Annotated in this window: 22 protein-coding genes; 16 read left to right on the top strand and 6 right to left on the bottom strand. The window is 67.9% G+C overall.

All coding sequences use genetic code 11. From position 1 onward, the window contains the following. Nucleotides 1-3: 3 nt before the first annotated feature. On the bottom strand, nucleotides 4-2,688 hold the full coding sequence (locus OVA31_RS04475; RefSeq protein ID WP_267629889.1) for a carboxylate--amine ligase/circularly permuted type 2 ATP-grasp protein: 2,685 nt from the start codon (nucleotides 2,686-2,688) through the stop codon (nucleotides 4-6). 61 nt (nucleotides 2,689-2,749) lie between these two features. Next, nucleotides 2,750-3,235 carry a hotdog fold domain-containing protein gene (locus OVA31_RS04470; RefSeq protein WP_420714140.1) on the bottom strand — a complete coding sequence of 162 codons (486 nt, stop codon included), beginning with the start codon at nucleotides 3,233-3,235 and terminating at the stop codon, nucleotides 2,750-2,752. Nucleotides 3,236-3,644: 409 nt separating this feature from the next. On the opposite strand from OVA31_RS04470, the gene rpsJ reads away from it, so the two are divergent. From rpsJ to OVA31_RS04395, 15 genes are all read left to right on the top strand, one after another. Further along, the gene (rpsJ, locus tag OVA31_RS04465; RefSeq protein WP_003938093.1) at nucleotides 3,645-3,950 is read left to right on the top strand and encodes a 30S ribosomal protein S10; all 306 of its coding nucleotides are present in this window, start codon (nucleotides 3,645-3,647) and stop codon (nucleotides 3,948-3,950) included. A gap of 16 nt (nucleotides 3,951-3,966) precedes the next feature. Then, nucleotides 3,967-4,641, top strand: coding sequence for a 50S ribosomal protein L3 (gene rplC / locus OVA31_RS04460; protein ID WP_164308669.1), 675 nt, complete (start codon nucleotides 3,967-3,969; stop codon nucleotides 4,639-4,641). After that, a complete protein-coding gene (rplD, locus tag OVA31_RS04455) occupies nucleotides 4,638-5,300 on the top strand; it encodes a 50S ribosomal protein L4 (protein ID WP_267629887.1) in 663 nt (220 codons plus the stop codon). Before rplC ends, rplD begins: the two co-directional genes overlap by 4 nt. 2 nt (nucleotides 5,301-5,302) lie before the next feature. Further along, nucleotides 5,303-5,608, top strand: a complete 306-nt coding sequence (rplW, locus tag OVA31_RS04450; RefSeq protein ID WP_164308671.1) for a 50S ribosomal protein L23 — start codon at nucleotides 5,303-5,305, stop codon at nucleotides 5,606-5,608. Nucleotides 5,609-5,640: 32 nt separating this feature from the next. Further along, complete coding sequence (gene rplB, locus OVA31_RS04445; protein ID WP_267629885.1) at nucleotides 5,641-6,477, top strand: 50S ribosomal protein L2; 837 nt, start codon at nucleotides 5,641-5,643, stop codon at nucleotides 6,475-6,477. A gap of 20 nt (nucleotides 6,478-6,497) precedes the next feature. Further along, complete coding sequence (gene rpsS / locus OVA31_RS04440) at nucleotides 6,498-6,779, top strand: 30S ribosomal protein S19 (RefSeq protein WP_005203946.1); 282 nt, start codon at nucleotides 6,498-6,500, stop codon at nucleotides 6,777-6,779. Then, nucleotides 6,779-7,189 carry a 50S ribosomal protein L22 gene (rplV, locus tag OVA31_RS04435; RefSeq protein ID WP_164308673.1) on the top strand — a complete coding sequence of 137 codons (411 nt, stop codon included), beginning with the start codon at nucleotides 6,779-6,781 and terminating at the stop codon, nucleotides 7,187-7,189. Before rpsS ends, rplV begins: the two co-directional genes overlap by 1 nt. Continuing rightward, nucleotides 7,189-8,007 carry a 30S ribosomal protein S3 gene (gene rpsC, locus OVA31_RS04430; protein ID WP_164308674.1) on the top strand — a complete coding sequence of 273 codons (819 nt, stop codon included), beginning with the start codon at nucleotides 7,189-7,191 and terminating at the stop codon, nucleotides 8,005-8,007. Before rplV ends, rpsC begins: the two co-directional genes overlap by 1 nt. Nucleotides 8,008-8,009: 2 nt before the next feature. After that, the gene (rplP, locus tag OVA31_RS04425) at nucleotides 8,010-8,426 is read left to right on the top strand and encodes a 50S ribosomal protein L16 (protein WP_161062057.1); all 417 of its coding nucleotides are present in this window, start codon (nucleotides 8,010-8,012) and stop codon (nucleotides 8,424-8,426) included. Next, nucleotides 8,426-8,659 (top strand): 50S ribosomal protein L29, encoded by a 234-nt coding sequence (gene rpmC / locus OVA31_RS04420; RefSeq protein WP_267629884.1) that lies wholly within the window; start codon nucleotides 8,426-8,428, stop codon nucleotides 8,657-8,659. Before rplP ends, rpmC begins: the two co-directional genes overlap by 1 nt. After that, nucleotides 8,656-8,955 (top strand): 30S ribosomal protein S17, encoded by a 300-nt coding sequence (rpsQ, locus tag OVA31_RS04415; protein WP_267629882.1) that lies wholly within the window; start codon nucleotides 8,656-8,658, stop codon nucleotides 8,953-8,955. The genes rpmC and rpsQ overlap by 4 nt, the downstream gene beginning before the upstream one ends. A 244-nt stretch (nucleotides 8,956-9,199) precedes the next feature. Continuing rightward, nucleotides 9,200-10,471, top strand: coding sequence for a sensor histidine kinase (locus tag OVA31_RS04410; protein WP_267629881.1), 1,272 nt, complete (start codon nucleotides 9,200-9,202; stop codon nucleotides 10,469-10,471). After that, nucleotides 10,458-11,546, top strand: a complete 1,089-nt coding sequence (locus tag OVA31_RS04405; protein ID WP_267629880.1) for a hypothetical protein — start codon at nucleotides 10,458-10,460, stop codon at nucleotides 11,544-11,546. Before OVA31_RS04410 ends, OVA31_RS04405 begins: the two co-directional genes overlap by 14 nt. A gap of 110 nt (nucleotides 11,547-11,656) precedes the next feature. Next, a complete protein-coding gene (locus tag OVA31_RS04400; RefSeq protein ID WP_267629879.1) occupies nucleotides 11,657-12,886 on the top strand; it encodes a sensor histidine kinase in 1,230 nt (409 codons plus the stop codon). Then, a complete protein-coding gene (locus OVA31_RS04395; protein WP_267629878.1) occupies nucleotides 12,883-13,977 on the top strand; it encodes a hypothetical protein in 1,095 nt (364 codons plus the stop codon). The genes OVA31_RS04400 and OVA31_RS04395 overlap by 4 nt, the downstream gene beginning before the upstream one ends. Nucleotides 13,978-14,010: 33 nt before the next feature. On the opposite strand, the gene OVA31_RS04390 is transcribed toward OVA31_RS04395, so the two are convergent. From OVA31_RS04390 to OVA31_RS04375, 4 genes are read right to left on the bottom strand one after another with little or no spacing between them, the layout of a single operon-like run. Further along, nucleotides 14,011-14,379, bottom strand: coding sequence for a GNAT family N-acetyltransferase (locus tag OVA31_RS04390; RefSeq protein WP_267629877.1), 369 nt, complete (start codon nucleotides 14,377-14,379; stop codon nucleotides 14,011-14,013). Between the two features lie 49 nt (nucleotides 14,380-14,428). Next, nucleotides 14,429-15,280, bottom strand: a complete 852-nt coding sequence (locus OVA31_RS04385; RefSeq protein ID WP_420714139.1) for an ABC transporter permease — start codon at nucleotides 15,278-15,280, stop codon at nucleotides 14,429-14,431. Continuing rightward, nucleotides 15,277-16,092 (bottom strand): ABC transporter permease, encoded by an 816-nt coding sequence (locus tag OVA31_RS04380; protein WP_420714192.1) that lies wholly within the window; start codon nucleotides 16,090-16,092, stop codon nucleotides 15,277-15,279. The genes OVA31_RS04385 and OVA31_RS04380 overlap by 4 nt, the downstream gene beginning before the upstream one ends. Further along, complete coding sequence (locus tag OVA31_RS04375) at nucleotides 16,089-17,570, bottom strand: ATP-binding cassette domain-containing protein (protein ID WP_267629876.1); 1,482 nt, start codon at nucleotides 17,568-17,570, stop codon at nucleotides 16,089-16,091. The genes OVA31_RS04380 and OVA31_RS04375 overlap by 4 nt, the downstream gene beginning before the upstream one ends. A 501-nt stretch (nucleotides 17,571-18,071) precedes the next feature. Here OVA31_RS04375 and OVA31_RS04370 point away from each other — a divergent pair. Continuing rightward, nucleotides 18,072-26,156, top strand: coding sequence for a non-ribosomal peptide synthetase (locus tag OVA31_RS04370; protein WP_267629875.1), 8,085 nt, complete (start codon nucleotides 18,072-18,074; stop codon nucleotides 26,154-26,156). Nucleotides 26,157-26,188: the final 32 nt, after the last annotated feature.

Below are 26,188 nucleotides of genomic sequence, written 5' to 3'. Positions count from 1 at the left end.
CGGTCATCCCTCTCTGGTCGCCGGATCGGCGCCCTGGATCCAGGTGTCCTTGCCGCCGCCGCCGCGCGAGGAGTTGACGATCAGGCTGCCTGCGGGGGCGACCCGGGTGAGTGCGGCAGGGGCGACGTGGGCGGAAACGCGCTCGTCGCCCGCGCCGCGAAGGTGGACGAAGGCGCGCAGATCGACATGGTGGGCGTAGAAGCCGTTGCCGTCGAAGGTGGGGTGGGTGGACAGGGCCACCACCTCCTGGGCGATGAAGCGTTCCGGCTGGGTCAGCAGATCGACCCGGCGACGTGACAGCTCCTCCTCGGTGCACTCGGGACCGATCGTGATTCCCGAACCGCCCAGGCCGTCAATGGGTTTGACGACCAGATGTTCCAGGTTGTCCAATACGTGATCGCGCTGATGGCGTTCCGCGCAGAGCCACGTGGGTACCTGATCGAGGAGCGGTTCCTCGCCGAGGTAGTAACGGATCATCGCGGGGACGTAATAGTAGATCGCTTTGTCGTCGCCGACGCCGTTGCCCAGCGCGTTGGCGAGGGCGAATCGCCCGCGGCCCAGCCCGTCGAGGATACCGTCGCGCAGCGGCTGATCCTGAAAACCGTTGGAGGACAGCAACATGTCCTCGTCCATACGGACATACGCCGTGTTGACAGGGACACGGGAGGTGCCGTGATGGAAGAACACGCGGCCGGCATCGGGGCCGTCGGTGACGTCGACCGAGAGGTGCTCCGGTGTCGAGAGTCTCAGTCCGGCGCCGGCCGCCAGGATGGTGTGCTCGAACCAGGCCGAATCCTGCCAGCCCGAACTGATCATGATGTCGATGCCGTCGGCGTGGGCATCCGGTGGCGCCGCCGCAGCGATGGTCTCGCCGATCATGCGCGGGACGTCGGCGACCGACATGGTCGCCGCCGGCATGGGTATCTCGGACATGAACTGGGTCATCAACGTGCGGTTGGACATCGCGTACGCGATTCCCGACGGCACGCGCAGATTGTCCTCGAGGACCACGAAATGTCCCGGTTCGGGCGAGACCAGATCGGTACCGCAGATGTGGGTGCGCACCCGTTGCCATGCCGGCACGCGGCCGGTCTGGCGGTATCCGGGCGCGCGGTCGAGCGCTTCGGGCGGAAGGATGCCGTCGTGCATGCATTCCTGGTCGCCGTACACGTCGGTGAGGAAGGCGTTCAGTGCCAGCGCCCGCTGCTGTAGGCCTCGGGAGACCCGCTGCCAGTCGTCGGCGCCGATGTAGCGGGGCATCACGTCGAGCGGGAAGAGCTGGGCACGCGATTGCCCGGTCACCCGGAACGTGACACCGTCGATGCTCTGTTCCCGTTCGATCTGATATTGCCTCTTGCGCAGCGTGTTCGGGCCGAGCGAGGCGGCCGACGCGAGGATCTCCGCGTAGCCGGGACGCGACGTGCCTGCGGACGCGACCGCCTCGTCGTAGGACTCGCGGTCCGGCGAGTCCACCGTCGGGATGTCGGCGGGCTGCTCGGGACGGCGGTACCCGTGCAGCAGTCGGCCTTCGGGGTCGTCGGGCAGCGGTCCCTCGGTCAGGGTCCCGGCCGTCTCGGCGATCAGATTGTCGACGACGGCGGTGAACCGACCGCGGCGCCGCAGGGTTCGTCGCTGTCGTGCCGAGGAGCTCCCGAAGGTCAGGGCCTGACGGGTGAGCTCATCGACCGCAGGCCAGTCGCCGCAGTCCTCGAGTTCGTTCCGCAACGACGCGGTGAGGTCGGTGATCACGTCTGCGGCGGGCCGGGGTGCGGAGTGGTCGACGTCGATCAGGTCGCCTTCGAGCCCGGCACGGGCGGCCTGCCAGATCGCGGCCCGATACAGCGCGGGTGACGTCGGTGGGGACGGGGAGTCGAGGCGGCGGGCCTCGCGGATCACGAGTGCGCGGAACAGACCGGCGATGAGGGTGATGGTGTCCACGGACGGACAGCTGTCGCAGACCCGGAGTTCGAGGGTGTTGACCCGCGCGGACGGGCGGACATCGAAATAGACCATGCCCGGATCGGTGATCACGCCGCTGTTGATGAGCCGCTCGATCTCGTCGTCGTACTCGGCCGCCGAGTACACGTCGGGAAACGGTCCGGTGGTCGGCCAGCGCTGCCACACGAGCGTGCGGGCGCTCGCGTAACCGGTGTCGGTGCCGTCGGCCCAGAACGGTGAGCTCGCCGACAGTGCGAGCAGCGACGGTATGTACGGACTGATGCGCGATGCGATGGCGACGGCCTCGTCGCGGTCGGTGACGTCGACGTGTACCTGAGTGCCGCAGATCAACTGCTCGCGGGCCAGGAGTTGATAGTCGGCGAGCATCCGCCGGTAGCGGGGCGTCTCGGTGACCAGCATCTCGGTCGGCACCGAGAGGGGTACGGAACCCGCCGCGACCACGCCGATCCCCAGGCCCGCGGCGGCGTCGACGAGGACCGACCGGTTGGCCTGCAGATCGACGCGCAGGTCGTCGAGGTGTCGATGCACATCGCTGTTGGCCTCGATGACGCAGCGCTGCAGTTCCTCGACATAGGGGCTGCCGGGCGGCAGCACGTCGAGCAGTTCAGGAGCCCGGGTGGTCAGCCGTGACGTGCGCAGGTCGACGAGGTGGAACTCCTCCTCGACCCCGACCTTGCGGACCGCGCCCACGGGGTCGGCCGGCCCGGCGCAGGCGTTTGCGGGCGTCATCGTCTAAGGGTAGGAGCAACCGACGCCCACGGCAGGGTGAGTTGCGGACCGGGCGAGCGCGTCAGGCCGGGGTCACCCAGGTGGTGATGTCGCAGTGCACGACCTCGGTGCCGTGCTTGTCGAGAACGCGGACACCGACGACGACATCGGTGCCCTCGACGATCTCGTCGAAGCTCACGGTGTCGTCGAGCCGGGCCTCCGCGGTGAGTCGCGTCGTCGCCTTCGCGAGGTACTGCGTGTTCATCGCCTTCGGAATCCAGCGATGGCTCGTCGGCGTGGTCGCCTCCATGAGCATGCCCATCGCGGCCTCGGCGAGGTTGCATGCCGCGATCGCGTGGAAGGTTCCGATGTGGTTGTGGACGCCGAACCAATTGGGTGCCGTGACCCGGCAGAACCCGGGCCGCATCTCGCTGACGATCGGCAGTACCGTCCCGAAGTAGGGCACCCGGGCGACCATGCCGAGCGAGAACAGAGCGTGCCCGATCGCGTTGTCGGGAAGTTTGCGGCGCAGGGCATAGGTGGGGCTCGAGGAGCCGGAGTCACTCACGGAGCAGATCTTACTCATGGGTAAGATGACGTCAACGCTCATCGGCCCATGCTCCCTCCCGCCCGGATTTGGCTTACGGCCCCGACCTGGTGCATACTTGTCGGGTTGCCTTGAGCGGCGGACGCAGGTTTCAGTGCGGCCTCCTTCAGGTGAATGACTCCCAGGCCCCGGATTCCGGGACCGGGTGTGTAACGCGTGCCCTGAATCAGCGGTACGGACACGACACGCCCGACCGCGGGTGCCGGAGCACAACCGGCTCGTACCAAGTGACGAGCCTACGTACAACGATAGATGAACAGCGTCGATCCCCGAATCTCACGCGGGCGGTCATGTGTCCACCGACCTCCAGTGTCGGACCAGGCCACGCGGTGTTTGTCTGTCGAGAACAACTGACGGAAGAGGACACAGCGTGGCGGGACAGAAGATCCGCATCAGGCTCAAGGCCTACGACCACGAGGCGATCGACGCTTCGGCGCGCAAGATCGTGGAAACCGTGACCCGTACCGGGGCACGCGTGGTCGGCCCGGTGCCGTTGCCCACCGAGAAGAACGTGTATTGCGTCATCCGTTCGCCGCACAAGTACAAGGACAGCCGCGAACATTTCGAGATGCGCACCCACAAGCGACTCATCGACATCCTCGACCCGACGCCGAAGACGGTGGATGCGCTGATGCGCATCGACCTGCCGGCCAGCGTCGACGTCAACATCCAGTAGGCGGGGGGCGAGAGATATGACCACACAGAGTGCAACCAGCAATCAAAGTGCCACACGGGGAATCCTGGGCACCAAGCTCGGCATGACCCAGGTGTTCGACGAGAACAACCGCGTCGTCCCGGTGACGGTGATCCAGGCCGGACCGAACGTCATCACCCAGCTCCGTACCGCGGACCGCGACGGCTACACCGCCGTCCAGCTGGCCTACGGCGCCATCGACCCGCGCAAGGTGACCAAGCCGGTCGCCGGGCAGTACGCCAAGGCCGGAGTGACCCCGCGTCGCCACCTCGCCGAGATCCGCATCGCGGATGTCTCGGAGCTCGAGATCGGCCAGGAGCTGACCGCCGAGATCTTCGAGAACGGCACCAAGGTCGACGTGACCGGCACCTCCAAGGGCAAGGGCTTCGCCGGTCCGATGAAGCGTCACGGCTTCTCCGGTCTGGGCGCCAGCCACGGCGCGCACCGCGTGCACCGCGCACCCGGCTCGATCGGTGGCTGCGCCACCCCGGGTCGCGTGTTCAAGGGCATGCGGATGGCCGGACGCATGGGTAACGACACCGTGACCACGCAGAACCTGACCGTGCACAAGGTCGACGCCGACGCCGGTCTGCTGTTGATCAAGGGCGCGATCCCCGGCCGCAAGGGCGGCATCGTGGTGATCCGCGACGCAGTGAAGGGTGGTGCCAAGTGAGCACCGAGACGACTACAAAGCTGACGCTGGACGTCAAGTCGGCCGACGGCAAGACCAACGGCACCGTTGATCTGCCCGCCGAGCTGTTCGACACGACCGCCAACATCTCCCTGATGCACCAGGTGGTCGTGGCCCAGCAGGCCGCAGCCCGCCAGGGCACGCACGCCACCAAGACTCGTGGCGAGGTGAGTGGTGGTGGGGCCAAGCCGTACCGCCAGAAGGGCACCGGTCGCGCCCGCCAGGGTTCGACCCGCGCGCCGCAGTTCGCCGGCGGTGGCACCGTTCACGGTCCGCAGCCGCGTGACTACAGCCAGCGGACCCCGAAGAAGATGAAGGCCGCCGCCCTGCGCGGTGCCCTGTCCGACCGGGCCCGCAACGAGCGCATCCACGTGATCACCGAACTGGTTGCCGGGCAGAACCCGTCGACCAAGTCGGCTCGCCAGTTCCTCGAGGCGCTGAGCGATCGCCGCAAGTTCCTGGTGGTGCTCGGCCGTGAGGACGACGCCGCATGGAAGAGCGTGGCGAACCTGCAGAACGTTCTGCCGATCGCACCGGATCAGCTCAACACCTACGACGTCCTGGACTCGGACGAGGTGGTGTTCAGCGTCGAGACGCTCAACGCGTTCATCGAGCAGAACACTGAGAAGAAGGAGGCGTGAGTATGGCTACGCAGGCCAACCCGCGTGACATCATCCTGGCGCCGGTGATCTCGGAGAAGTCCTACGGACTGATCGAGGACAACGTGTACACGTTCATCGTGCACCCGGACTCGAACAAGACCCAGATCAAGATTGCGGTCGAGCAGATCTTCGACGTCACGGTCACCAGCGTCAACACCGCCAACCGGCAGGGCAAGCGCAAGCGCACACGCTTCGGCTACGGCCAGCGCAAGTCCACCAAGCGCGCGATCGTGACGCTGTCCGCTGACAGCAAGCCCATCGAGATCTTTGGAGGCCCGGTCGGCTGACCGGGACTCGAGAGTAGAGGGACTACAGACTCATGGCTATTCGTAAGTACAAGCCGACGACCCCCGGTCGTCGCGGTTCGTCCGGCGCGGATTTCGCGGAGGTCACTCGTGACCATCCCGAGAAGTCGCTCGTCCGCCCGCTGCACGGCCGTGGTGGCCGTAACGCGCACGGCCGCATCACCACCCGTCACAAGGGTGGCGGTCACAAGCGTGCGTACCGCCTCATCGACTTCCGTCGCAACGACAAGGACGGTGTCAACGCCAAGGTCGCTCACATCGAGTACGACCCGAACCGCACTGCGCGGATCGCGTTGCTGCACTTCGTCGACGGCGAGAAGCGTTACATCATCGCGCCCAAGGGCCTGAAGCAGGGCGACGTGGTGGAGACCGGTGCGACCGCCGACATCAAGCCCGGTAACAACCTGCCGCTGCGCAACATCCCGACCGGTACCCAGGTGCACGCCGTGGAGCTGCGTCCGGGCGGCGGGGCGAAGATGGCCCGCAGTGCGGGCGCCTCGATCCAGTTGCTCGGCAAGGAGGGTAGTTACGCCACCCTGCGTATGCCGTCCGGCGAGATCCGTCGCGTCGACGTGCGCTGCCGCGCCACCGTCGGCGAGGTCGGCAACGCCGAGCAGTCGAACATCAACTGGGGCAAGGCCGGCCGTATGCGCTGGAAGGGCAAGCGCCCGACCGTCCGCGGTGTCGTGATGAACCCGGTCGACCACCCGCACGGTGGCGGCGAGGGCAAGACCTCGGGTGGTCGCCACCCGGTCAGCCCGTGGGGCCAGCCGGAAGGCCGGACCCGCAAGAACAAGGCCAGCGACCAGTTGATCGTCCGGCGTCGTCGCACCGGCAAGAACAAGCGATAAGCACAGGAGGGAGTTAGAGAATGCCACGCAGCCTCAAGAAGGGCCCGTTCGTCGACGACCACCTGCTTGCCAAGGTGGACACGCAGAACGAGAAGGGCACCAAGCAGGTCATCAAGACCTGGTCGCGCCGTTCGACCATCATCCCCGACTTCATCGGTCATACCTTCGCCGTTCACGACGGTCGCAAGCACGTCCCGGTGTTCGTCTCGGACAACATGGTCGGGCACAAGCTGGGCGAGTTCGCCCCTACCCGCACCTTCAAGGGTCACATCAAGGATGACCGGAAAGCGAAGCGCCGGTAATGACTACGCAAACCGAGAATCCCACAGCCAAGGCGACCGCGAAGTTCGTTCGCGTGACGCCGATGAAGGCGCGCCGTGTGATCGACCTGATCCGCGGCAAGAACGTCGACGAGGCCCTCGACATCCTGCGGTTCGCCCCGCAGTCGGCGTCTGAGCCGGTCTACAAGGTCCTCGCCAGCGCCGTCGCGAATGCGGAGAACAACCTGGATCTGGATCGCCGGACCCTGGTCGTCGCCACCGCCTTCGCCGACGAGGGCCCCACGCTCAAGCGGTTCCAGCCGCGTGCACAGGGTCGTGCGTTCCGCATCCGCAAGCGCACCAGCCACATCACCGTCGTCGTGGAGAGCCTTCCCGAGAAGGCCACCGCCGGTCGAGGCCGGTCGCGTCAGCCGAAGAAGGGAGCCCAGTAGTGGGTCAGAAAATCAACCCGCACGGCTTCCGTCTGGGCATCACCACGGACTGGAGTTCGCGGTGGTACGCCGACAAGCAGTACGCGGAGTACGTGAAAGAGGATGTCGCCATCCGCAAGCTCCTGTCCACGGGACTCGAGCGCGCCGGCATCGCCAAGGTGGAGATCGAGCGCACCCGTGACCGGGTTCGCGTCGACATCCACACCGCCCGTCCGGGCATCGTCATCGGTCGCCGCGGCGCCGAGGCCGACCGGATTCGTGGCGACTTGGAGAAGCTGACCGGCAAGCAGGTGCAGCTGAACATCCTCGAGGTGAAGAACGCAGAGTCCGAGGCCCAGCTGGTGGCCCAGGGCGTCGCTGAGCAGCTGAGCAACCGTGTGGCCTTCCGCCGCGCGATGCGCAAGGCGATCCAGTCGGCGATGCGTCAGCCGAACGTGAAGGGCATCCGGGTCCAGTGCTCCGGTCGCCTGGGCGGCGCAGAGATGAGCCGCAGTGAGTTCTACCGCGAGGGTCGCGTGCCGCTGCACACGCTGCGCGCCGACATCGACTACGGACTCTACGAAGCCAAGACCACCTTCGGCCGCATCGGCGTGAAGGTCTGGATCTACAAGGGCGACATCGTCGGTGGCAAGCGTGAGCTGTCCGCAGCCGCGCCGGCCGCCGAAGATCGCCGTCCGCGCCGGCCCAGCCGGCCGCGTCGCAGCGGTTCCTCGGGTACCACCGCGACGAGCACCGAAGCGGGTCGTGCCGCCGATGCTCCGGCTGTGGACGCCAATGCGGGGGCCACTGCCGGCGCGGCCACGGAAAAGGAGGGCTGATCATGTTGATCCCTCGTCGGGTCAAGCACCGCAAGCAGCACCATCCCAGCCTCAAGGGCCAGGCCAAGGGCGGCACCAAGGTGACGTTCGGTGACTACGGCATCCAGGCTCTGGAAGGTGCGTACATCACCAACCGTCAGATCGAATCGGCACGTATTGCCATCAACCGGCACATCAAGCGTGGCGGCAAGGTGTGGATCAACATCTTCCCGGACCGCCCGCTGACCAAGAAGCCCGCCGAGACCCGCATGGGTTCCGGTAAGGGTTCGCCCGAGTGGTGGGTCGCCCCGGTCAAGCCGGGTCGTGTGCTGTTCGAGATGAGCTACCCCAATGAGGAGACCGCTCGCGAGGCCCTGCGTCGCGCGCAGCACAAGCTCCCCATCAAGACCAGGATCGTGACCAGAGAGGAGCAGTTCTGATGGCACTCGGAGTTGCTGCGAACGAGCTGCGTGAGCTCAGTGATACCGATCTGGTCGATCGCCTCAAAGAGTCGAAGGAAGAGCTGTTCAACCTTCGCTTCCAGATGGCCACCGGCCAGCTCGACAACAACCGTCGTCTGCGTACCGTGCGTCGCGAGATCGCGCGTGTCTACACCGTGATGCGTGAGCGCGAGCTGGGTCTGGCGTCGGGACCGGATGGTGAAGACGCATGAGTGAGGACCAGAAAGTGACCCCAGAAGGATCGTCACAGACCGAAGTACGTAACAACCGCAAAGAGCGGATCGGTTACGTGGTCAGCGACAAGATGCAGAAGACCATCGTGGTCGAGCTGGAAGATCGTAAGAGCCACCCGCTCTACGGCAAGATCATCCGGACCACGAGTCGGGTCAAGGCACACGACGAGAACGAGACCGCCGGTGTCGGCGACCGCGTGCGGCTCATGGAGACCCGCCCGCTGTCGGCGACCAAGCGGTGGCGCTTCGTCGAGGTGCTGGAGAAGGCCAAGTAGTAGCGGCCTTTTCCGCAACAGACACATCGAGACGGCCCGTTCCCTTCAGGGGGAGCGGGCCGTTTCGCGTCGCCACGGGCGCGGGCCGCCCACAACCGGAGCGGTCTCGGGGCGTGGCGGCGATAATCGATGTGGCGGTCGGCGCACGCCGGCCGGGTGGGCGGTCGACCGATCGGACGCGGCATGGCAGTGTCGCCGGTCAGCGAGTCGATCCCGAGGAGTGCGCACAGATGCTGATGATCCGATGAGCGGGGCGGCGGCGACCGGTACGTTCGGTCGCGCGTCGGCCACGCCGGACGATGGGCGTGCGCGCCCGTGGCGCGACCGCATCGTCGGGCCGTCGGACGCCACCGATCGCGCCCGCGTACAGCGGATCGGGGCCCGTTTCGTCGGCTGCGGGCTGATCACCTTCACGGTCGGGTTGTCGCCGGTCATCGCCGCCCGCGCCGAACTCACCGATCCCTGGTGGCCTCCGCTGAGCGCCGCGTTGGTGGCGGGACCGGCCCTGCTCGTCATCGCTGCCACCTATCGACCGACACTCAGATATCAGACCGCCCTGGCCGCGCTGTCGAGTGTCGGATTCCTGCTGGCGACCGCACTCTGGTTCGTGGCATGGGACGGCGACGTCGCGCCGGGGCACTCGTGGTGGAGCGTCTGGCTGGTCCAGTTCCCCGGGGTCCCCGGCCTGGTGTTCGGCATGGCGGGTCGCTACCTGCTCGCGATCGGGCACATCGTGGTGGCGACCTTCCTGGCCCAGACGGCCAACCAGATCGGTGTCTATGGACATCTGCGTCCCGAGCTCTACCTCGGATCGCTGGTCACGATCGCGCTCACCTGTGTGTTCCTCGCGGTTGCGGTCGTGACCGTGCGGACCGCCGGCCTGCTCGACGAGACGCGGTCGGCCGCAATGGACGCTGCGGCGACGTCGGCGGCCTCGACGGCAAAGGAGGCCGAGCGGGCACGCTTCGCGGCACTGATCCACGACAAGGTCATAGCCATCCTGCTGGCGATCGAGGTCGGGCGTCCGCGCCCAGGGCTCGGGACCCAGGCGGTGACGGCCCTCGACGAACTCGACCGGCGTGACGATGAGCCGCCGGAGGCGATGACGGGGGTCGACGAGTTCGTGCAGCGGGTGCGAACGGCGATCGCGGCGACCGCCGACGACGTCGAACGTGAGTTGTCGATCAACCGGTCCGCGTCGGGACGGTATCCGGGCGAGGCGGTGTCCGCGATGATCGAAGCGATGTGTGAGGCCATCCGCAATGCCCGCAGGCATGCAGGCGCGGGCGCATCCTGCCTCGTCGTCGGCGACTTTCGGGCAGACCGGGTGACTCTGGCCGTCGTCGACGACGGCCAGGGTTTCGATCCGGACCGGGTACCTCCCGAACGGCTGGGCCTCGCGGTCGGGATCCGCGGACGGATGACCGGGCTGGCAGGCGGCGACGTCGAGGTCCGCAGTGAGCCCGGCCGGGGCACCGTCGTGATAGTGAAGTGGGTCCGTGATGGCGGGTCGTGACGCGCCTGCGGTGCGACCGGCGGGGGAGACGGTCGACCTGTTCGGCCTGCGATCCCTGCCGGTGGTCGGTGCGCTGCTCGCCTTCGGCGCTGTCTACATCGTGGTCACGATCGGTTCCGGCCTGGAGATCCGCGGTCCGGCGAACTGGCTGGGCCTCGCTGCGGCGTTCGTGCTGCTGGCCGCCGATCTGGCCGCCCTGATCCGGGTCGTCGGCGACCCGTTCCCGTTCCGCTGGGGCGTAGCGGTGGTGGCGGTGATGATCGCCGGGACCGCGACGGCCTGGTGGTCGGTGCCGACCGACACCTTCCAGACCTTGCAATGTCTTCCCGCAGCGGTCTCCGGGATCGTGGTGCTCGCCTTGCTGGCCGTGCGGGGACGGCTCGGCCTTGCGTGGATCGGCGCCGCCACGATGAGCCTGTCGGCATCCCTGTGGGGAGGCTTCCGGGGGCCCGGGTTCGTGACCGGACTCGGCTACACCTTGTGGGTGTACCCGGTTATGATCTTCGCGTCGCTGTTCGTGGTGATGCTGCGACCGATGGCCGATCGCATCCGCACGCTGCGGGATCGGGAGCTGGGATATGCAGCGTCGGACGCTGCCGCCCTCGCCGCGGCCGCCGAACGGGACCGACAGCTCGGGCGACTGGACCGGCAGGCACGGCCGCTGCTCGAACAGGTCGCCGACGACCACGAGTTCAGCCGGATCGAGGTGCAGCGCGCCCGTCTCGTGGAAGCGCAGCTGCGCGACGGCATCCGCGCACCCGCCTGGGATTCGGCCCGGGTCCGGGCAGCGGTGTGGCGGGCGCGCGAACGCGGCGTATCCGTCGTGCTGTTCGACGACGGTGGGCTGATCGGCGACGACTCGGTGCAGGAGCGTCTCGACGATGCGCTCGTGGACGAGCTCGAGGGTCTCGATGGCGGCCGGGTCACCGCGCGCGTGCTGCCACCGGGACGTGCGACCCGCGCAACGATCGTCGTCAACGTCGACGACGCCTCGCGGCGATACGACGTGACCGAGGCCGGCGAGATCGTCGGAGGCGCGTGGTCGCGCATCGGGGACGGTGCCGCATTCGGGTAGGCGGCGACGATGCCGATCCGTCGGCACTGTGCGCCACACCGGGGTCATGACGATCAGATGACCGTCCGAACGGGGGCTGGCAGATCTGCTATGGAGTCTGGTGGACTTCCATGGTGATCGATCACACACAGGCCGGGCGAGCGGTCGCCGGCCGCCTGCGGGGTCTGCGTGCGCACGCAGTCAGCGACGACTCCGATCTGCTCCGGATGCAACGCAGCGGCGCCCGTTTCATCGGCCTCGGTCTCCTCACGTTCACGGTGGTGACCATTCCGGTGGCCATCCGGTGCGCGGATCTCACGGCCGACTGGTGGACGCCGGTCAGCATGGTGCTGATCGTCGGGCCGGCGATCCTGCTCGTGCTGGCGTCATTGCGTCCGGTGCCGCGGGGCCACGTCGGCCTGATGTACTTGTCCGCGCTCGGCTACGTGCTCGCGACGCTCCTCTGGTTCGTCGCATGGAATGGCACGACCAATGATCCGGCGCACTGGGCGGTGTGGATGGTGCAGTTCCCGTCGGTGGCGAGTATCGGACTCGTGCTGGTGTCGCGTACCCGCTGGGCCATTGCGCATCTCGTCACGGCCACCCTGGCCGTGCATGCGGCCAACCAGGTCGGCCGCTTCGGTGAGATCCGGCCGGTCGCACTGCTCAGTGCGCCGCTGACGATGGCGCTCAGCGGTGTGTTCTTGGCCGTCGCGATCGCGACGATGGCCAACGTGCGACTACTCGACGCCCGCCGGGCCGAGATCCTGGCCTCGGCCGCGACCGGTGCCGCGGAGATGGCACAGGAAGCCGAACGCGCGCGCTTCGCTGCGGTGATCCACGACCGGGTGATCGCGTCGTTGCTCGCGGTGACACCGGGGCGGCCCGACCCGCGCCTCGCGAGCCAGGCCGCGTCGACGCTCGATGAACTCGACCGCAGCGACGACAATCACCTCGGCGATGTCTCGGCCGCGCAGGTCGCTGAGCGGATCCGGGCAACTGCCGCGTCCGTCAGCGACGATGTCCGCAGCGAGTTGTTCGTGCACGATCGCTCGGTGTTTTATCCCGCCGATGTCGTCTCGGCGCTGACCGCGTCGATGGGAGAAGCGGTGCGCAACTGGCACCGGCACGCGGGCGGCGCCGCTCGTTGTGTGGTCGGCGGCGATTTCGCCTGCGACGCCGTGCGGGTCACCATCACCGACGACGGCGTGGGGTTCGACCCCGGATCGGTGGCACCGGAACGGTATGGGATCGCCACCGGAATCCGGGGGCGGATGGCTTCGCTGCCGGGCGGCATGGCGCAGATCATCAGCGCACCCCGCCGCGGGACGACCGTCGTCGTCCAGTGGCGGCGCCCATGATGCCGAATCCGCGTTCCGAGGACCGGGAGCTCGACGATGCGACCGTCGATCTGTTCGGGCTCGGCTCGTCGACGGTCACGCGAGGACTCTGGCTGTTCGCGGTGGTCTACACCGTCGTGACGATCGCTGCCGGATGGCACCTCAGGTCGGTGCACAACTGGGCAGGCCTGATCGCCGGTCTGATGATCTTCGCGCTCGCCACCCTGGTCGTCCAGCGAACTCGTGGTCCGCGGTTTCCGGTCTCCGCTGCGATCTCGGCGGCCGTGCTGGCGGTCTGCGGACTCGCCATCTCGCTGTGGAGTCTGCCCGCGGAGTCCTATCTGCAGCTCCAGACGGCGCCCCCGGTCTCCGCGGCAACGATCGTGTTCACCCTCCTCGCAGTGCATGGTCGGCCGTCGTTCGCCTGGGTGGGTGCCGTGTGCTGCACCGCGATCGCCGGACTGTGGGGTGTGGCCATCGGTTTCGGATTCGTGACGGGCGCGGGAAACACGGCGTTCTGCTATCCGGTCCTGGTGCTGGCGATGCTGTTCGTGCTGATGGCCCGGCCGCTCGCGGAACGCATCCGCGTTCTCCGGGAACGTGCGGTCGCGCAGGCCGCGACCGAGGCCGCGACGGCGGCGGCTGCGGCCGAGCGCGGCCGGCAACTCTCTCAACTGGAGCGTCGAGCGCGACCGATCCTCGGCGAGATCGTCGGCGGGCACGAGTTCACGATCGGCGAGGTCGCCGATGTCCGACTCACCGAGGCACAGCTGCGCGACGGGATCCGAGCTCCCGCGTGGGAGTCCGACCAGGTTCGTGACGCGGTGTGGCAGGCCCGCAGGCGCGGTGTCTCGGTGCTGCTCCTCGACGACGGTGCGTTGAGCGTGGTGCCCGACCGCGGCCTACTGCACCGACTGTGGGATGTGCTGGTCGACGAGTTGCAGGCCGTCGACAGCGGACAGGTCACCGCGCGGGTCCTGCCGCCGGGACGCTCGCTGATCGCGTCGATCGTCGTCAACACCGGACCGACCATCAGACGTATCGAATACGGTGCCGACGGCGAGATGTCGGAACACAGCGCGACCGTCCCGGTCGCGACGTCCGACGACTGACCGGGTTCGTCGTACACCGTCACGTCGGTTCGGTCAGTTGAGTGCGGTCTCCAGCCAGGAGAGCACCTCGGGGGTCACCGGGCGGGCCGCATCCGCGTAGTCGGGGTTCTTGCGCAGGAAGGCCGCCACCATCGGGCAGACACCGACGATGACGCGCCCCTCGGCGCGGGTCGCGTCGAGCGCTTCGCGGATCAGGATGGTGCCGAGACCACGTCCACCGAACTCCTCGGCCACCTCCGTGTGGAAGAAGATGCGTTGTCCGGTGCCGTCGACGTCACGGTCACGGTAGGCGGTGAACCCGGCCACCCGAGGTCCGCCGGCGTCCTCCACCGTGATCTCGTAGCGGCGTTCGGCCGGGTTGTCGGCGACGGAGGTGCGGGCTCCGGTCTTGTCGATGACCATGGGTGCGAGCTTACGGCCCTCGAGTGGTTCCGGCGTTCCGTCGAGGCCGTCAGTGATCGGTGGCGGCGCGCTGATAGCCGCGCAGTGCCGGGTAGACGAAGACTCCCAGGAGCACGACCGACCAGGCGATCACCTTGATGAGGTTCTCGGTGATCGGTCCGCCGACGGCGAGTGACCGCATCACTTCGATCGCCGGTGTCATCGGCTGGTTCGCGACGATCGGCTGCAGCCATCCGGGATAGGCCTCGAGCGGGCTGAACCCCGAGTTGAAGAACATCAGGACACTCGCGAACAACGAGATGATCGGCACGATCGGGGCCGCCGGTTTCGCATTGACGGCGAGCGCGAGGACCATCGTCGAGAACGCCATGCCGTAGAGCAGTGCGACCCCGATGATGCCGAGGACGGCCCACACACCCTGGGTGAAGCGGAATCCGATGAACAGCCCCGCCACCAGCAGGATCACCGTCGACACGAGGATACGGACGAGCTCGGCGATGATGCGTGCACTGAGATCGGCGGCGCGGTTGATCGGTAGAACGTACAGGCGGCCGAGCAGGCCGGTGCCGCGTTCGGTGTTGAGCCGCACCGCCGCGGCCATCGAGCCGAACATCGCTCCCACGAGAATCACCAGGGGCACGGTTCCGTATGCGCTGTTCTGGCCGGTCGCATTGCCAACGGCATCGCCCAGGACGACCTTGAACATGACCATCGACAGCGCTGGGAACAGCAGGCTCTGGCCGAGCGTGGAGTAATCCCGCACCCACACCGACAGTTGTCGTCCGGTGAGGATTCGGGTCTGGGTCGTCCAGGCATCGGTGGAGTGTTCCGGTGGGACGTCGCCGGTCGGCATCGTCGCGGCCGCCGCCGCGGTTGAACTCATCTGCGGTGGTGTCGTCATGCGCGCAGCCTCCGCTCGGCCCAGACGAGCAGGCCTGCCGCCAGTGCGGCCATGCCCAGGCACCAGTACACCGTCGGCGCCACCACCGACCATGTCGCGGTGCCGTCGTTGAACGCCCGCATCGCCCCGGAGAACTGCGACACCGGCTGATTGCGGACGAACGGCTGAATCCACTCCGGGAACTGGCTCTCGGGGACGAAGCCGGTCGACAGCATGCCGAGGATGAGGATCGGCAGTCCGAGCATCTGGCTCGTGGACTCCGGGCTGCTCGCCAACAGCCCGAGCGCGTCGGCGATCACGGCGACCAGCAGGCCCACGACGAACGCCACCGCGTAGAGGCCGATGGTCCCGCCGATGCCACCGTGCGGGCGCCAGCCGATCAGCAGACTCGCGATGGTCGCGAAGACGAGTGAGATGGCAAGCAGAACCGCATTGGCCGACCCGCGGGCGGCGACCGGGACCAGCGAGTTCATCGGCATGACCCGGAAACGCAGGTTGATGCCGCGCAGGCCGTCCATCGACGAGCGCATGGCCGACGCCGACGCGACGAAGCCGACTGATTGGAGCGCGATGATCGGCATCAGGTACTGCGCGTAGTTCATGCCGGGATAGGCATCCATCAACGACCGCAACGGCACGTAGAAGCACACCGCGAGGAAGGCTGGAGCGATCATCGCGAAGATGATCTCGCCGTTGCGCACGATGCCGGACAGACCGCGGGTGGTCAGCGCCCACCACTGTTGCGGTGGGCGGATCTGTGGCTCCGCGGCCTGTGTCGGTCCGGTCGGTTCCGGGGAGGTCTGCGTGATCAGGGGACGGGCACCTTCGTGGTCGAGGGTTCGGTGAGGGCGAGGAAGACCTCGTCGAGCGACGGCCGCCGCAGCGCGACGTCCGAGAGACGGATGCCGGCGGCGCTCGTCCGCTGGACGATCTGGACGAGGGTGTCCGCGCCGTCGGGGGCAGGCACCGACACGGAGATCGGCTGGTCGCCGTCGCGGCCCTTCGCATCCGGCGACGACGAGGTCGGCGACGAGGTCCCGGGTGAGGGCGACTCGACCAGCAGCTCGGCGAGGGCCTCTCGGACCGCGGGCACCTGCTCGGGGTCGGTGGGCGTGACCTGATAGACCGACGTGCCGATCTGTGACTTGAGCTCGTCGGCCGTACCTCGCGCGATGACGCGGCCGTGGTCGATCACCACGATCTGGTCCGCGAGCTCGTCCGCCTCTTCCAGGTACTGCGTGGTGAGCACCGTCGTCACACCCTGGTCGCGCAGACTCTTGACGAGCTGCCACACCTCTTGACGGCTACGCGGGTCGAGGCCGGTGGTCGGTTCGTCGAGGAACACCACCTCGGGACGCGTGACCAGCCCGCACGCGATGTCGATCCGGCGACGCATGCCACCCGAGTACTCGCGGACCCGCCGGCGGGCCGCGTCGGTCAATCCGAAGGCGGCGAGCAGTTCGTCGGCGCGGACCGAAGCCGTGGGTTTCGTCAGACCGAGCAGGCGCCCGAACAGGATCAGGTTCTCCCGCCCGGTCAGAGATTCGTCGAGCGCGGCGAACTGGCCGGTGAGCATGATCGAACGACGGACCGCGGCGGCCTGGTGCACGATGTCGTGGCCGGCGACGAGGCCGCTGCCCGCGTCCGGCTTGAGCAGCGTGCACAGCATGTTGACGGTGGTCGTCTTACCCGCGCCGTTGGGGCCGAGGAGCCCGAGGATGGTGCCCTTCGCGACCGAGAACGTGACATCGGACACGGCGACAAAATCGCCGAAACGCTTCTGCAGGCCGACCGCGGCGACGGCGGGTTCGGGGGTTCGCGGAATCCGGTCGGTCACCGTGTTCTGAATCGCCTCGGACACCGCCGCATGCGGATCGGCCGGAGCGGGGCTCTCCGGCCACACAGACGGGCCGGGAGTCGGATCGGCGGCACCGGCGACCGACTGCGGAGCAACGTCGCTGGTCGACTCGTCCTCGTGATGTGACGACACGCCGTTCGGGTTGTGGAATGGGCCGACGTCCTGGCGTTGCGGTGCCGGCTCGGCGCCTGCACTGAACTCTTCCCAGGTGATGGCCTCGCGCGGGTGCAGGTCACGCTCCCACAAACTGGGATCGCCGGGCTCGTCGAGCGGCAACAGATCGGCGGGATCGAGCGGATCCGTGAGGGGGTCCCACATGCGGTGCACCTCCGCGCGCGGCGTCACCGCGTCGTCGCCGTGAGCGTCGGCATCGGCGTCCTCGGGGCGGTACAGGTCATCGACCGTGTGACGCCCTTGTGATTGCTCAGGCATTCCGCTCCTCTTCCGGATCGATGTTTTCGAGCGTGACGGGGCTGTTACCAAGTCAAACTTACGCAGAACAGGCGGCCGAGGCGACGACCCGGGAGGTGGCAGGTGGTCGGTGTCGTAGGTGAGCGGCCCGGAATCGTGCATCTGGGCCACCTGACATCGGTCAGACAGCTTTCCCACAGGTTCGGCTCCTACAGTTCCCGTTGTGAACCAGTTCGTGGCGGGCCGGCAGGCAGGCGTGACCTGGGCGGAGATGCCGCGGTCGGTCGAAAGGAGGACGTGGTGATTACCGTCCTCGGCTCGTCGTTCGTTACGGTTCGTGGTCAGGAATCTGCGAGATGCCGTGTAACGGTCGACGGTCTCGGCGCGAAATACCTGTGTATTGCAGTACTTAGTAACGATCACTAATGACATGTTCGGCAGCGTGGATTCGCGAGATCGGAGGACGTCCCGGTCGGCGCGGACCGCGACACCGCCCAGACGAGAGTGAGTGGAATGGACCCGATGGATGATCGCGTAGCGGACGTCTCGGGGTACCAGCCACTCGCACTCACCGCAGCTCAGCGGGGAATGTGGTTCGCCGAGAACCTGTCCCCGGATTACTCGGTGACCGTCGCCAACTACCTGGACATCCGCGACGACTACCGCCCCCTCGACATCGAACTCTTCGCGCGTGTGGTGCGTGAGGTTGGGTGGGATCTGCAGTCCCCGTTCACCCGGATCATCGAGTCCGGCGGCGTGCCCATGCAGGTGGTCGACCCGGCGGTCGACTTCACCCTCGCGGTCGTCGATCTGCGCGACGACCCGGACCCGATGGCGGCCGCGACCCGGTGGATGAACGCCGACTACCAGCGCACGATCGACCTGGTCGCCGATCAACTCACGGTCACGAGCCTGATCCGCGTCGCCGATGACCGGGCCCTCTGGTATCTGCGCGCCCATCACATCGTGATCGACGGCTATGCGGCACTCACGGCCATGCAGGAGACACTCGAGCGCTACAACGCGGCGGTCGAAGGCCGGGCCCGTACCGATCGGCCGCACGCATCGCTCGCCGATCTGGTCGCCGACGATCAGGCGTATGCCGAGAGCACCCGGCACGAGTCGGATCGCGCGCACTGGACCGAGCGCGCAGGTGACCTGCCGGAGCGGGTCAGCCTCGCGGTCAGCGCCGCCGTGGCGCCGTTGCATCCGGTCAACCTGATCGCCGGCAGCGTGCTCGACACAGCACGGCAGGTCGCGTTGGAAGAGCGCGCGGCGCAGATCGGGGGTTCGCCCGCCGTCCTGCTGACCGCAGCGTTCTCCGCATATCTGGCCCGGATGAGCGGCACCGACGACGTGGCACTGAGCCTGCCGGTGACCGGTCGCGCGACCGCACGGATCAAGCGTGCGGGCGGGATGCTCTCCAACATGCTGCCGATCGTCGCCCGTGACGTGACAGGTCTCACCACCGGTGAACTCGTCGGCCAACTGAAGCTGGAGATGACGGGAGCCCTGCGTCACCAGCGGTACCGGTTCGAGGAGATCCGGCTCGACGCCGGGATGGCGGACTCTAACACGGCATCGTTCGGGCCGATCGTCAACATGATGATGTTCGACAAGCCCATCGAACTCGTGGGTGCCCGGGTGGATTATCAGATCCTGACCTCCGGCATCCTCGAGGATCTCCGGCTCAACCTCTACCAGGCCGGACCGGGTGAGCGTCTGGTCGTCGATCTGCACGGCAATCCGGAGCTGTATCGACAGGACGAGCTCGATCGGCACCTGCGGCGGTTCCTGACCTTCATGGATCGACTGATGGCCGAGCCGAACACCCCGATCGGCGAGGTCGACCTGCTCTTCGACGGTGAGGCCACCACCCTCCTCGAGACGGGGGCCGGGCCGCGCGCCGGGCTGCCCGGCGACGACACCTCGCCCCTCGACGACTTCGAGCGCCAGGTGGCACTCACCCCCGACGCGGTCGCGGTCGAGTTCGAGGGCCGGACGTGGACCTACGCCGAGTTCGACGCGCTTCGTCTCGGACTCGCCGGACGTCTCGTCGACGACGGGGTCGCCGCAGGCGATCGAGTGGTGGTGTCGCTGCCGCGTGGCCTCGCACAGGTCTGTGCCGTCTACGCGGTGCTCACGGCGGGAGCCGCCTACGTGCCGGTCGATCCGGGGCAGCCGGCCCGTCGCCGTGCGTTGATCGCGGACGCTGTGGGCGCGGAGGTCGTGATCGATGCCGCCTACCTGAACTGGGCTCGCTTCGACGACGGGAGCCCCGCGCCGCGGACCGCGACCGTCACACCGCGACGCGGCGGCGATGCCTCGGCCTACGTCATCTTCACCTCGGGCTCGACCGGCGTCCCGAAGGGGGTCGAGGTCACGCAGCGCGCGGCGATCAACCGTCTGGGCTGGATGCAGGACGGTCATCCGATCGGCCCCGACGACGCGGTGCTCTACAAGACGCCGATCACCTTCGACGTCTCGGTCTGGGAACTGTTCTGGCCGTTGCGAACCGGTGGCCGCATGGTCATCGCCCGCCCGGACGGTCACCGCGATCCTGAATATCTCGCCCGTCTCATCGAGGAGAGCGGCGTCACCACGCTGCATTTCGTCCCGTCGATGCTCGACGCGTATGTCGACATCCTGTCGCAGCGCAACCGCGCCACCACCGCAGCGACAAGTGGCATGCCCGGCGCGGGAACGGTGTTCGGCCCAACCGTGCGTCAGGTGTTCACCTCGGGTGAACCACTGAGCCGAGCCCTCGCCGACAAGGTCGGTGCCGTGAGTTCGGTCGATCTGTGCAATCTGTACGGCCCCACCGAGGCAGCCGTCGACGTCACCGAGCATCTGGTTACCGACCAGGCCGGTCCGGTGCCGATCGGCCGTCCGGTGGTCAACACCGACGTCCGGGTCCTCGACGTCCGCCTCCGGCCCGTCCCGATCGGGGTGGCCGGCGAGCTGTACCTGGCCGGGGTGCAATTGGCACGTGGATACGCGGGCCGGCCGGACCTGACCGCGGACCGCTTCGTCGCGGACCCGTTCGCGCCTGCGGGCACACGGATGTACCGCACCGGCGACCTCGTCCGATGGAACGATCGTCACGAGCTGGAATACTTGGGACGCACCGACTTCCAGATCAAGATCCGGGGTCAGCGGGTCGAGCTCGGGGAGATCGAGGCGGTACTCGCCGACATCCCGCATGTGGACGCCGTCGTGGTGGTGGCCCGCAGTGACGACGGCGCCGCACCGATGCTCGTCGCCTATCTGCGATCGAACTCGGAAACGGTCGAGGAGCAACGGGTTCTCGCGTTCTGTCGCAAGAACCTTCCGTCGCACATGGTGCCGTCGGCGGTGGTGGTCCTCGACGACTTCCCGGTCAACGCCTCCGGCAAGCTCGATCGGTCGGCGCTGCCCGCCCCGACGTCGAGTGTCGACGTGCCGTTCGAGGCCCCGGAGTCGGCGGTGGAGATCGCGCTGGCCGGTCTCGTCGCCGACCTGGTCGGTGCCGAGCGGGTAAGCCTGCGCGACAACATCTTCGCGATCGGTGCCGACTCGCTGACGGCCGCCCGCCTGGTGTCGCGGGCGCGGACCGAGCACGCACTGTCGTTGCGGTTGACCGACATCTTCGACAGCTCCGACCTCGGCGAGATCGCGCGGCGGGCCGACGACGCGGCCGACGCCGACCTGCCGGCGCTCGGTCCGGTCGCCGACCGCGGTAGCACGATCCCGCTGTCCCATGCCCAGACCCGCCTCTGGTTCATCAACCGCATGGACCCGGCGGCGGCGACCTACAACATGCCGGGTGCGATCCGTCTGGGACCCGATGCCGACCTGGGCGCGCTGCGCGAGGCCGTGCTCGACGTGCTCGAACGGCACGAGGCCCTGCGGACCCGCTACCCGTCCGTCGCCGGTGAACCGGTCCAGGAGGTGGTCCCGGTCGCCGACCTCGGACACTGTGCCGAGGTCGAGGTGCGTCCGGTCGAGGGAACCCTCGACGAAGCGGTCGCGAGCGAGACGGTCCGCGGCTTCGATCTGGTGGACGAGATCGGTTTCCGCTGGGCGTTGTTCGCCGATTCCGATGGCTTCGTGGTGGTGGTCGTCCTCCATCACATCGCCGCGGACGGCTTCTCCCTTCGGCCCCTCATCCGGGATCTGATGACGGCCTACCGCTCTCGCCGGGACGGCGAATCGCCCCGGTTCGCCCCGTTGCCCATCCAGTACGCGGACTTCGCCCTGTGGCAGCACCGGATGCTCGGCGACGTCGAGCAGCCGAGTGAGCTCCAGACCCGAGAACTCGACTTCTGGCGGGCCGAACTCTCCGGCATGCCCGATCTCCTGACCTTGCCGACCGACCGCCCGCGACCCGAGGTGGCAGGCGGTGCAGGCGATTACGTCGATGTGTCGATCGACGGTGAGCTCGTGGCGGGTATCCGGTCGCTCGCGCGACGGGTGTCGGTCACCCCCTTCACCGTGATCCACGGCGCCGTGGCCGCGGTACTCGCTCGCCACGGCGACACCGACGATGTCGCGATCGGTACCGCCGTCGCGGGCCGGGACGACGAACTCACCGCCGACCTGGTCGGGATGTTCGTCAACACGGTGGTGCTCCGCACGCCGGTCGGCACCGCTACCACGGTGAGTGATCTGCTCGCCACCGCGCACACGGCACGGGCCTCGGCCATGGCACATTCCAACGTCCCGTTCGAGAGAGTCGTGGATGCGGTTGCGCCGCAGCGCTCGTCGTCGCACACCCCGCTGTTCCAGGTCGCCCTGACGATGCAGTCGGACCAGTCCGGCGACTTGCGGCACTGGGCCGATTCGACGGAGGTGATCGATGCCCGCGTGCCCGCCGCGAAGTACGACCTCGCCTTCTCCGTCACCGAGCACGCTGCGGACGGGCAGCCCTACGACGTCGAGATCTCGTACGCCACCGACCTCTTCGATGCTTCCACGGTCTCGGCGATCGGCGATCGGCTGATCACGATGATGCGGGGGATGGTGGCCGACCCCGACGCACCCTTCGGCCAGATCGACCTGCTGCCGCCCGACGAGGTCGTGGCACTGTCCGACCGGTCGCCGTCGCGCGCCGCGCCGCAGACGCTGCGGGAGCTCCTGGCGACCGGCGCGAGCGCGGCGAACCCGGCTGCACCCGCACTGGTCGGAGACGGCTCGACGACCAGCTGGGACGTCTTCGAGATACGCACCAATCAACTGGCGCGCGAACTGATCTCACGCGGCGCCGGTCCGGGGTCGGTGGTGGCCGTCACCATCGGTCGGTCCGCGCAATCGGTGATCGCGACGGTCGCGGTCGCGAAGACCGGAGCGGCATTCGTCAACATCGACCCTCGCCATCCGGCGGAGCGACGCGCCGACATGCTGGACGACGCGGCCCCGATCATCGGCCTCACCGTCTGCGATGTCGCCGCCGACGTCCCCGGCGACGTCGACTGGCTCGTGATCGACGACGAGCAGATCGAGTTGCAGGTCGCAGGTCACTGCGGGACCCGGATCCGCGACGACGAGCTCGTGTCGGCCGCGCGCCTCGACGACCTGGCCTATCTCATCTACACATCGGGCTCCACGGGACGGCCGAAGGCGGCCGCCGTCACCCATCGCGGACTCGCGAACATGGTCGCCAACCAGCGCCGGACACTGTCGGTCGGTCCGGCCGCCCGGGTCTTGCACGTCGCGTCGCCGAGCTTCGACGCATCGATCTTCGAGATCGCCATGGCGCTGTGTTCGGGCGGGCGGCTCGTGGTGAGCCCGGCCGATGTCTTCGGTGGCGCCGAACTCGACGAGGTCATCGCCGACGGCGGGGTGACGCATGCGGTGATGACACCGTCGGCTCTCGGGACGCTCGAGCCGTCTCGGGTCCCGAGCCTGTCGACGGTCGTCAGTGTGGGGGAGACGTGCCCGCCGGACCTGGTGCGTCGGTGGGTCGGTGCCGGTCGTCAGTTCTTCAACCTGTACGGGCCGACCGAGGCGACGATCTGGGCGACCGCGGCGGGCCCGATGCGCGCCGACGACGCGGTGACGATCGGCCCCGCCGTGCCCGGTGTGGGTGCACTGGTGCTGGATCGTGGTCTGCGGCCGACGCCCGTCGGGGTGCCGGGCGAGCTGTATCTCACCGGTGTCCAGCTCGGCCGCGGCTACCATGGCCGTCCCGATCTGACCGCAGGCGCTTTCGTGGCGAATCCGCACGAGCCGAACAGTCGCATGTATCGCACCGGCGACCGGGTCGTCCGCACTGCAGACGGCGCCCTGATCTACCAGGGCCGCAACGACTTCCAGCTCAAGATCCGCGGACAGCGGATCGAGCCGGGCGAGGTCGACGCGGTGCTCATGGAACATCCCGGAGTGGCGAACGCCCTCAGCCTCGGCGTGCCCGGTCCCGCAGGCGAGACCGTTCTCGTCTCCTACGTGACGGCGGCCGACGAAGCATCGCCGTCACCGGCGGACATCCTCGAGCACACCTCGGCGCGCATGCCCGGCTACATGGTCCCGCAGACCGTGGTCGTCGTGGCGTCCTTCGACCTCACGCCGGTCGGCAAGATCGACCGCACGTCGCTTCCGCCGGTGGACTTCTCGATGTCCAAGGAGTTCGTCGCGCCGCGCAGCGAGATGGAGGCCGTGGTGGCCGATGTCTTCGCCCAGGTCCTCGACGTCTCCCGGGTGAGTGTCGACGACAGCTTCTTCGAACTCGGCGGGAACTCGCTGTCGGCGACCAAGGCGGTGTCGCGCCTCGCGGCGGTCTTCGATCGCCGGGTCCCGGTGAAGGACCTGTTCGAGAAGCCCACCGCGGCCAAGTTCGCGGCACGCCTGACCTCGACGATGACCGGACGGTCCGAACCTCCGCTGACCGCCCGCAACCGTGCCGAGATGGTGCCGGTTTCGGGAGTGCAGCGCGGCCTCTGGTTGCTCAATCGCGCCGACCCGGATGCGGCGAATTACAATGTCGCGCTGGCACTTCGACTGTCCGGCGAGCTCGACACCGACGCGTTGCGGGCCGCGATGGGTGACCTCGTCCGGCGCCACGAGTCGCTCCGGACGACCTACCCGATGGTCAACGCCCTGCCGATCCAGATCATCATCCCGGCCGAGGACATAGTCGACGAACTCGATCTGCGCGTCACCGATGTGGACGGGGACCTGACCGACGCGATCGCCCGGGTCACCGGCGAGGGATTCGACATCGTGTCGAAGGCGCCGCTGCGGATGTCGGTGCTGCGGGTTCGCCCCGACGAGCATGTGCTGGTGTTCGTGGTCCATCACATCAGCGCCGACGGTGCATCGATGGCGCCACTCGCCCGTGACCTGATGACCGCGTACGCGGCTCGACTCGGCGGGGCCGCACCGGCCTGGGTGCCGCTGCCAGTGCAATACGCGGACTTCACCCTGTGGCAGGCCGATCGGCTGGTGACCCTCGGTGACGACGATGTCACCGAGGGGGATCGTCAGCTGCAGTACTGGGCGGATCGACTCGAGGGCGTGCCCGACCAGATCGATCTCCCGACCGACCGCCCGCGGCCGCGCACCCCGAGCTTCGAGGGGCGCACCGTCGAGTTCGAGCTGCCCGCAGATCTCGTCCGGGCGCTGGACTCGGTGGCGCGCGTCAACAACACCACTCTGTTCATGGTCACGCACGCGGCCTACGCCCTGCTGTTGAGCCGCATCTCCGGCAACGACGACGTGGTGATCGGCACGCCGTATGCGGGCCGCGGTGATTCCGCACTCGAGAACGTGGTCGGGATGTTCGTGAACACTCTGGCACTGCGGACCCGGCTCTCGGTCGGCGAGCAGTTCGGCACGCTTCTCGAGCGGGTCCGCAACGAGGATCTCGTCGACATGGCACACACCGACGTGGCCTTCGACCAGATCGTCTCACGCGTGCTGCCGATGGCGCCCACCTCCTACAACCCGTTGTTCCAGGTCATGTTCGCGTTCCAGAACATCGAGTTCCCCACGCTGGAACTCGAGGGCCTGCGGATCTCGCCGGAGGACGAGCAGCTCTCCTCGGCGAAGGTCGACCTGCAGCTCACGCTCTTCCCGAACGATCCGGCCGGTCAGACGTCCGACGGTGCCATCAAGGCCCAGTTGCTCTACGCAACGGATCTTTTCGACGCGAGCACGGTGGAGCGGATCGCCGGCTGGTATGTCCGGGTGCTCGAGGCGGTCGCCGACGACACGACTTGTATCGTGGGAGACATTGTGCTCGATCTCGCCGATGAAGCCACCAGCACCGCGCAGGACGCGGTCGCCCTGGCAGATCTCGTGACCCGGGCCGCCGCGACGGAGCCGACGGCCACGGCGGTCGAACGGAACGGATTCATCATGGGCTTCGGCGACCTGGATGCGATCAAGACCGCCATGTCGGCCGGGCTGCCCGCCGACGATTCGAACGCAGGCCTCACGATGGCGTTGATGAGCAGCGTCCCGGACCTGGTCACGTCCGGTCCCGACGCCCTCGACTCCGTGGTTCGAGAACTGCGGCTTCGGGCGGCCGAGGTCGTCGGCCATCGGGACGCCCCCGGCGCCCAGACGGTCGACGGCACGGTTGTCCCGGTGAGCGGCGAGGTCCCCGTGAGAGGCGCCGATCGCGCGTGACGGCCCCCGACCACGGCCAGTGGAACCTCTCC

The organism is Gordonia sp. SL306, assembly GCF_026625785.1.
GTDB lineage: Bacteria > Actinomycetota > Actinomycetes > Mycobacteriales > Mycobacteriaceae > Gordonia.
This window is presented reverse-complemented; position numbering and strand designations above follow the sequence as displayed.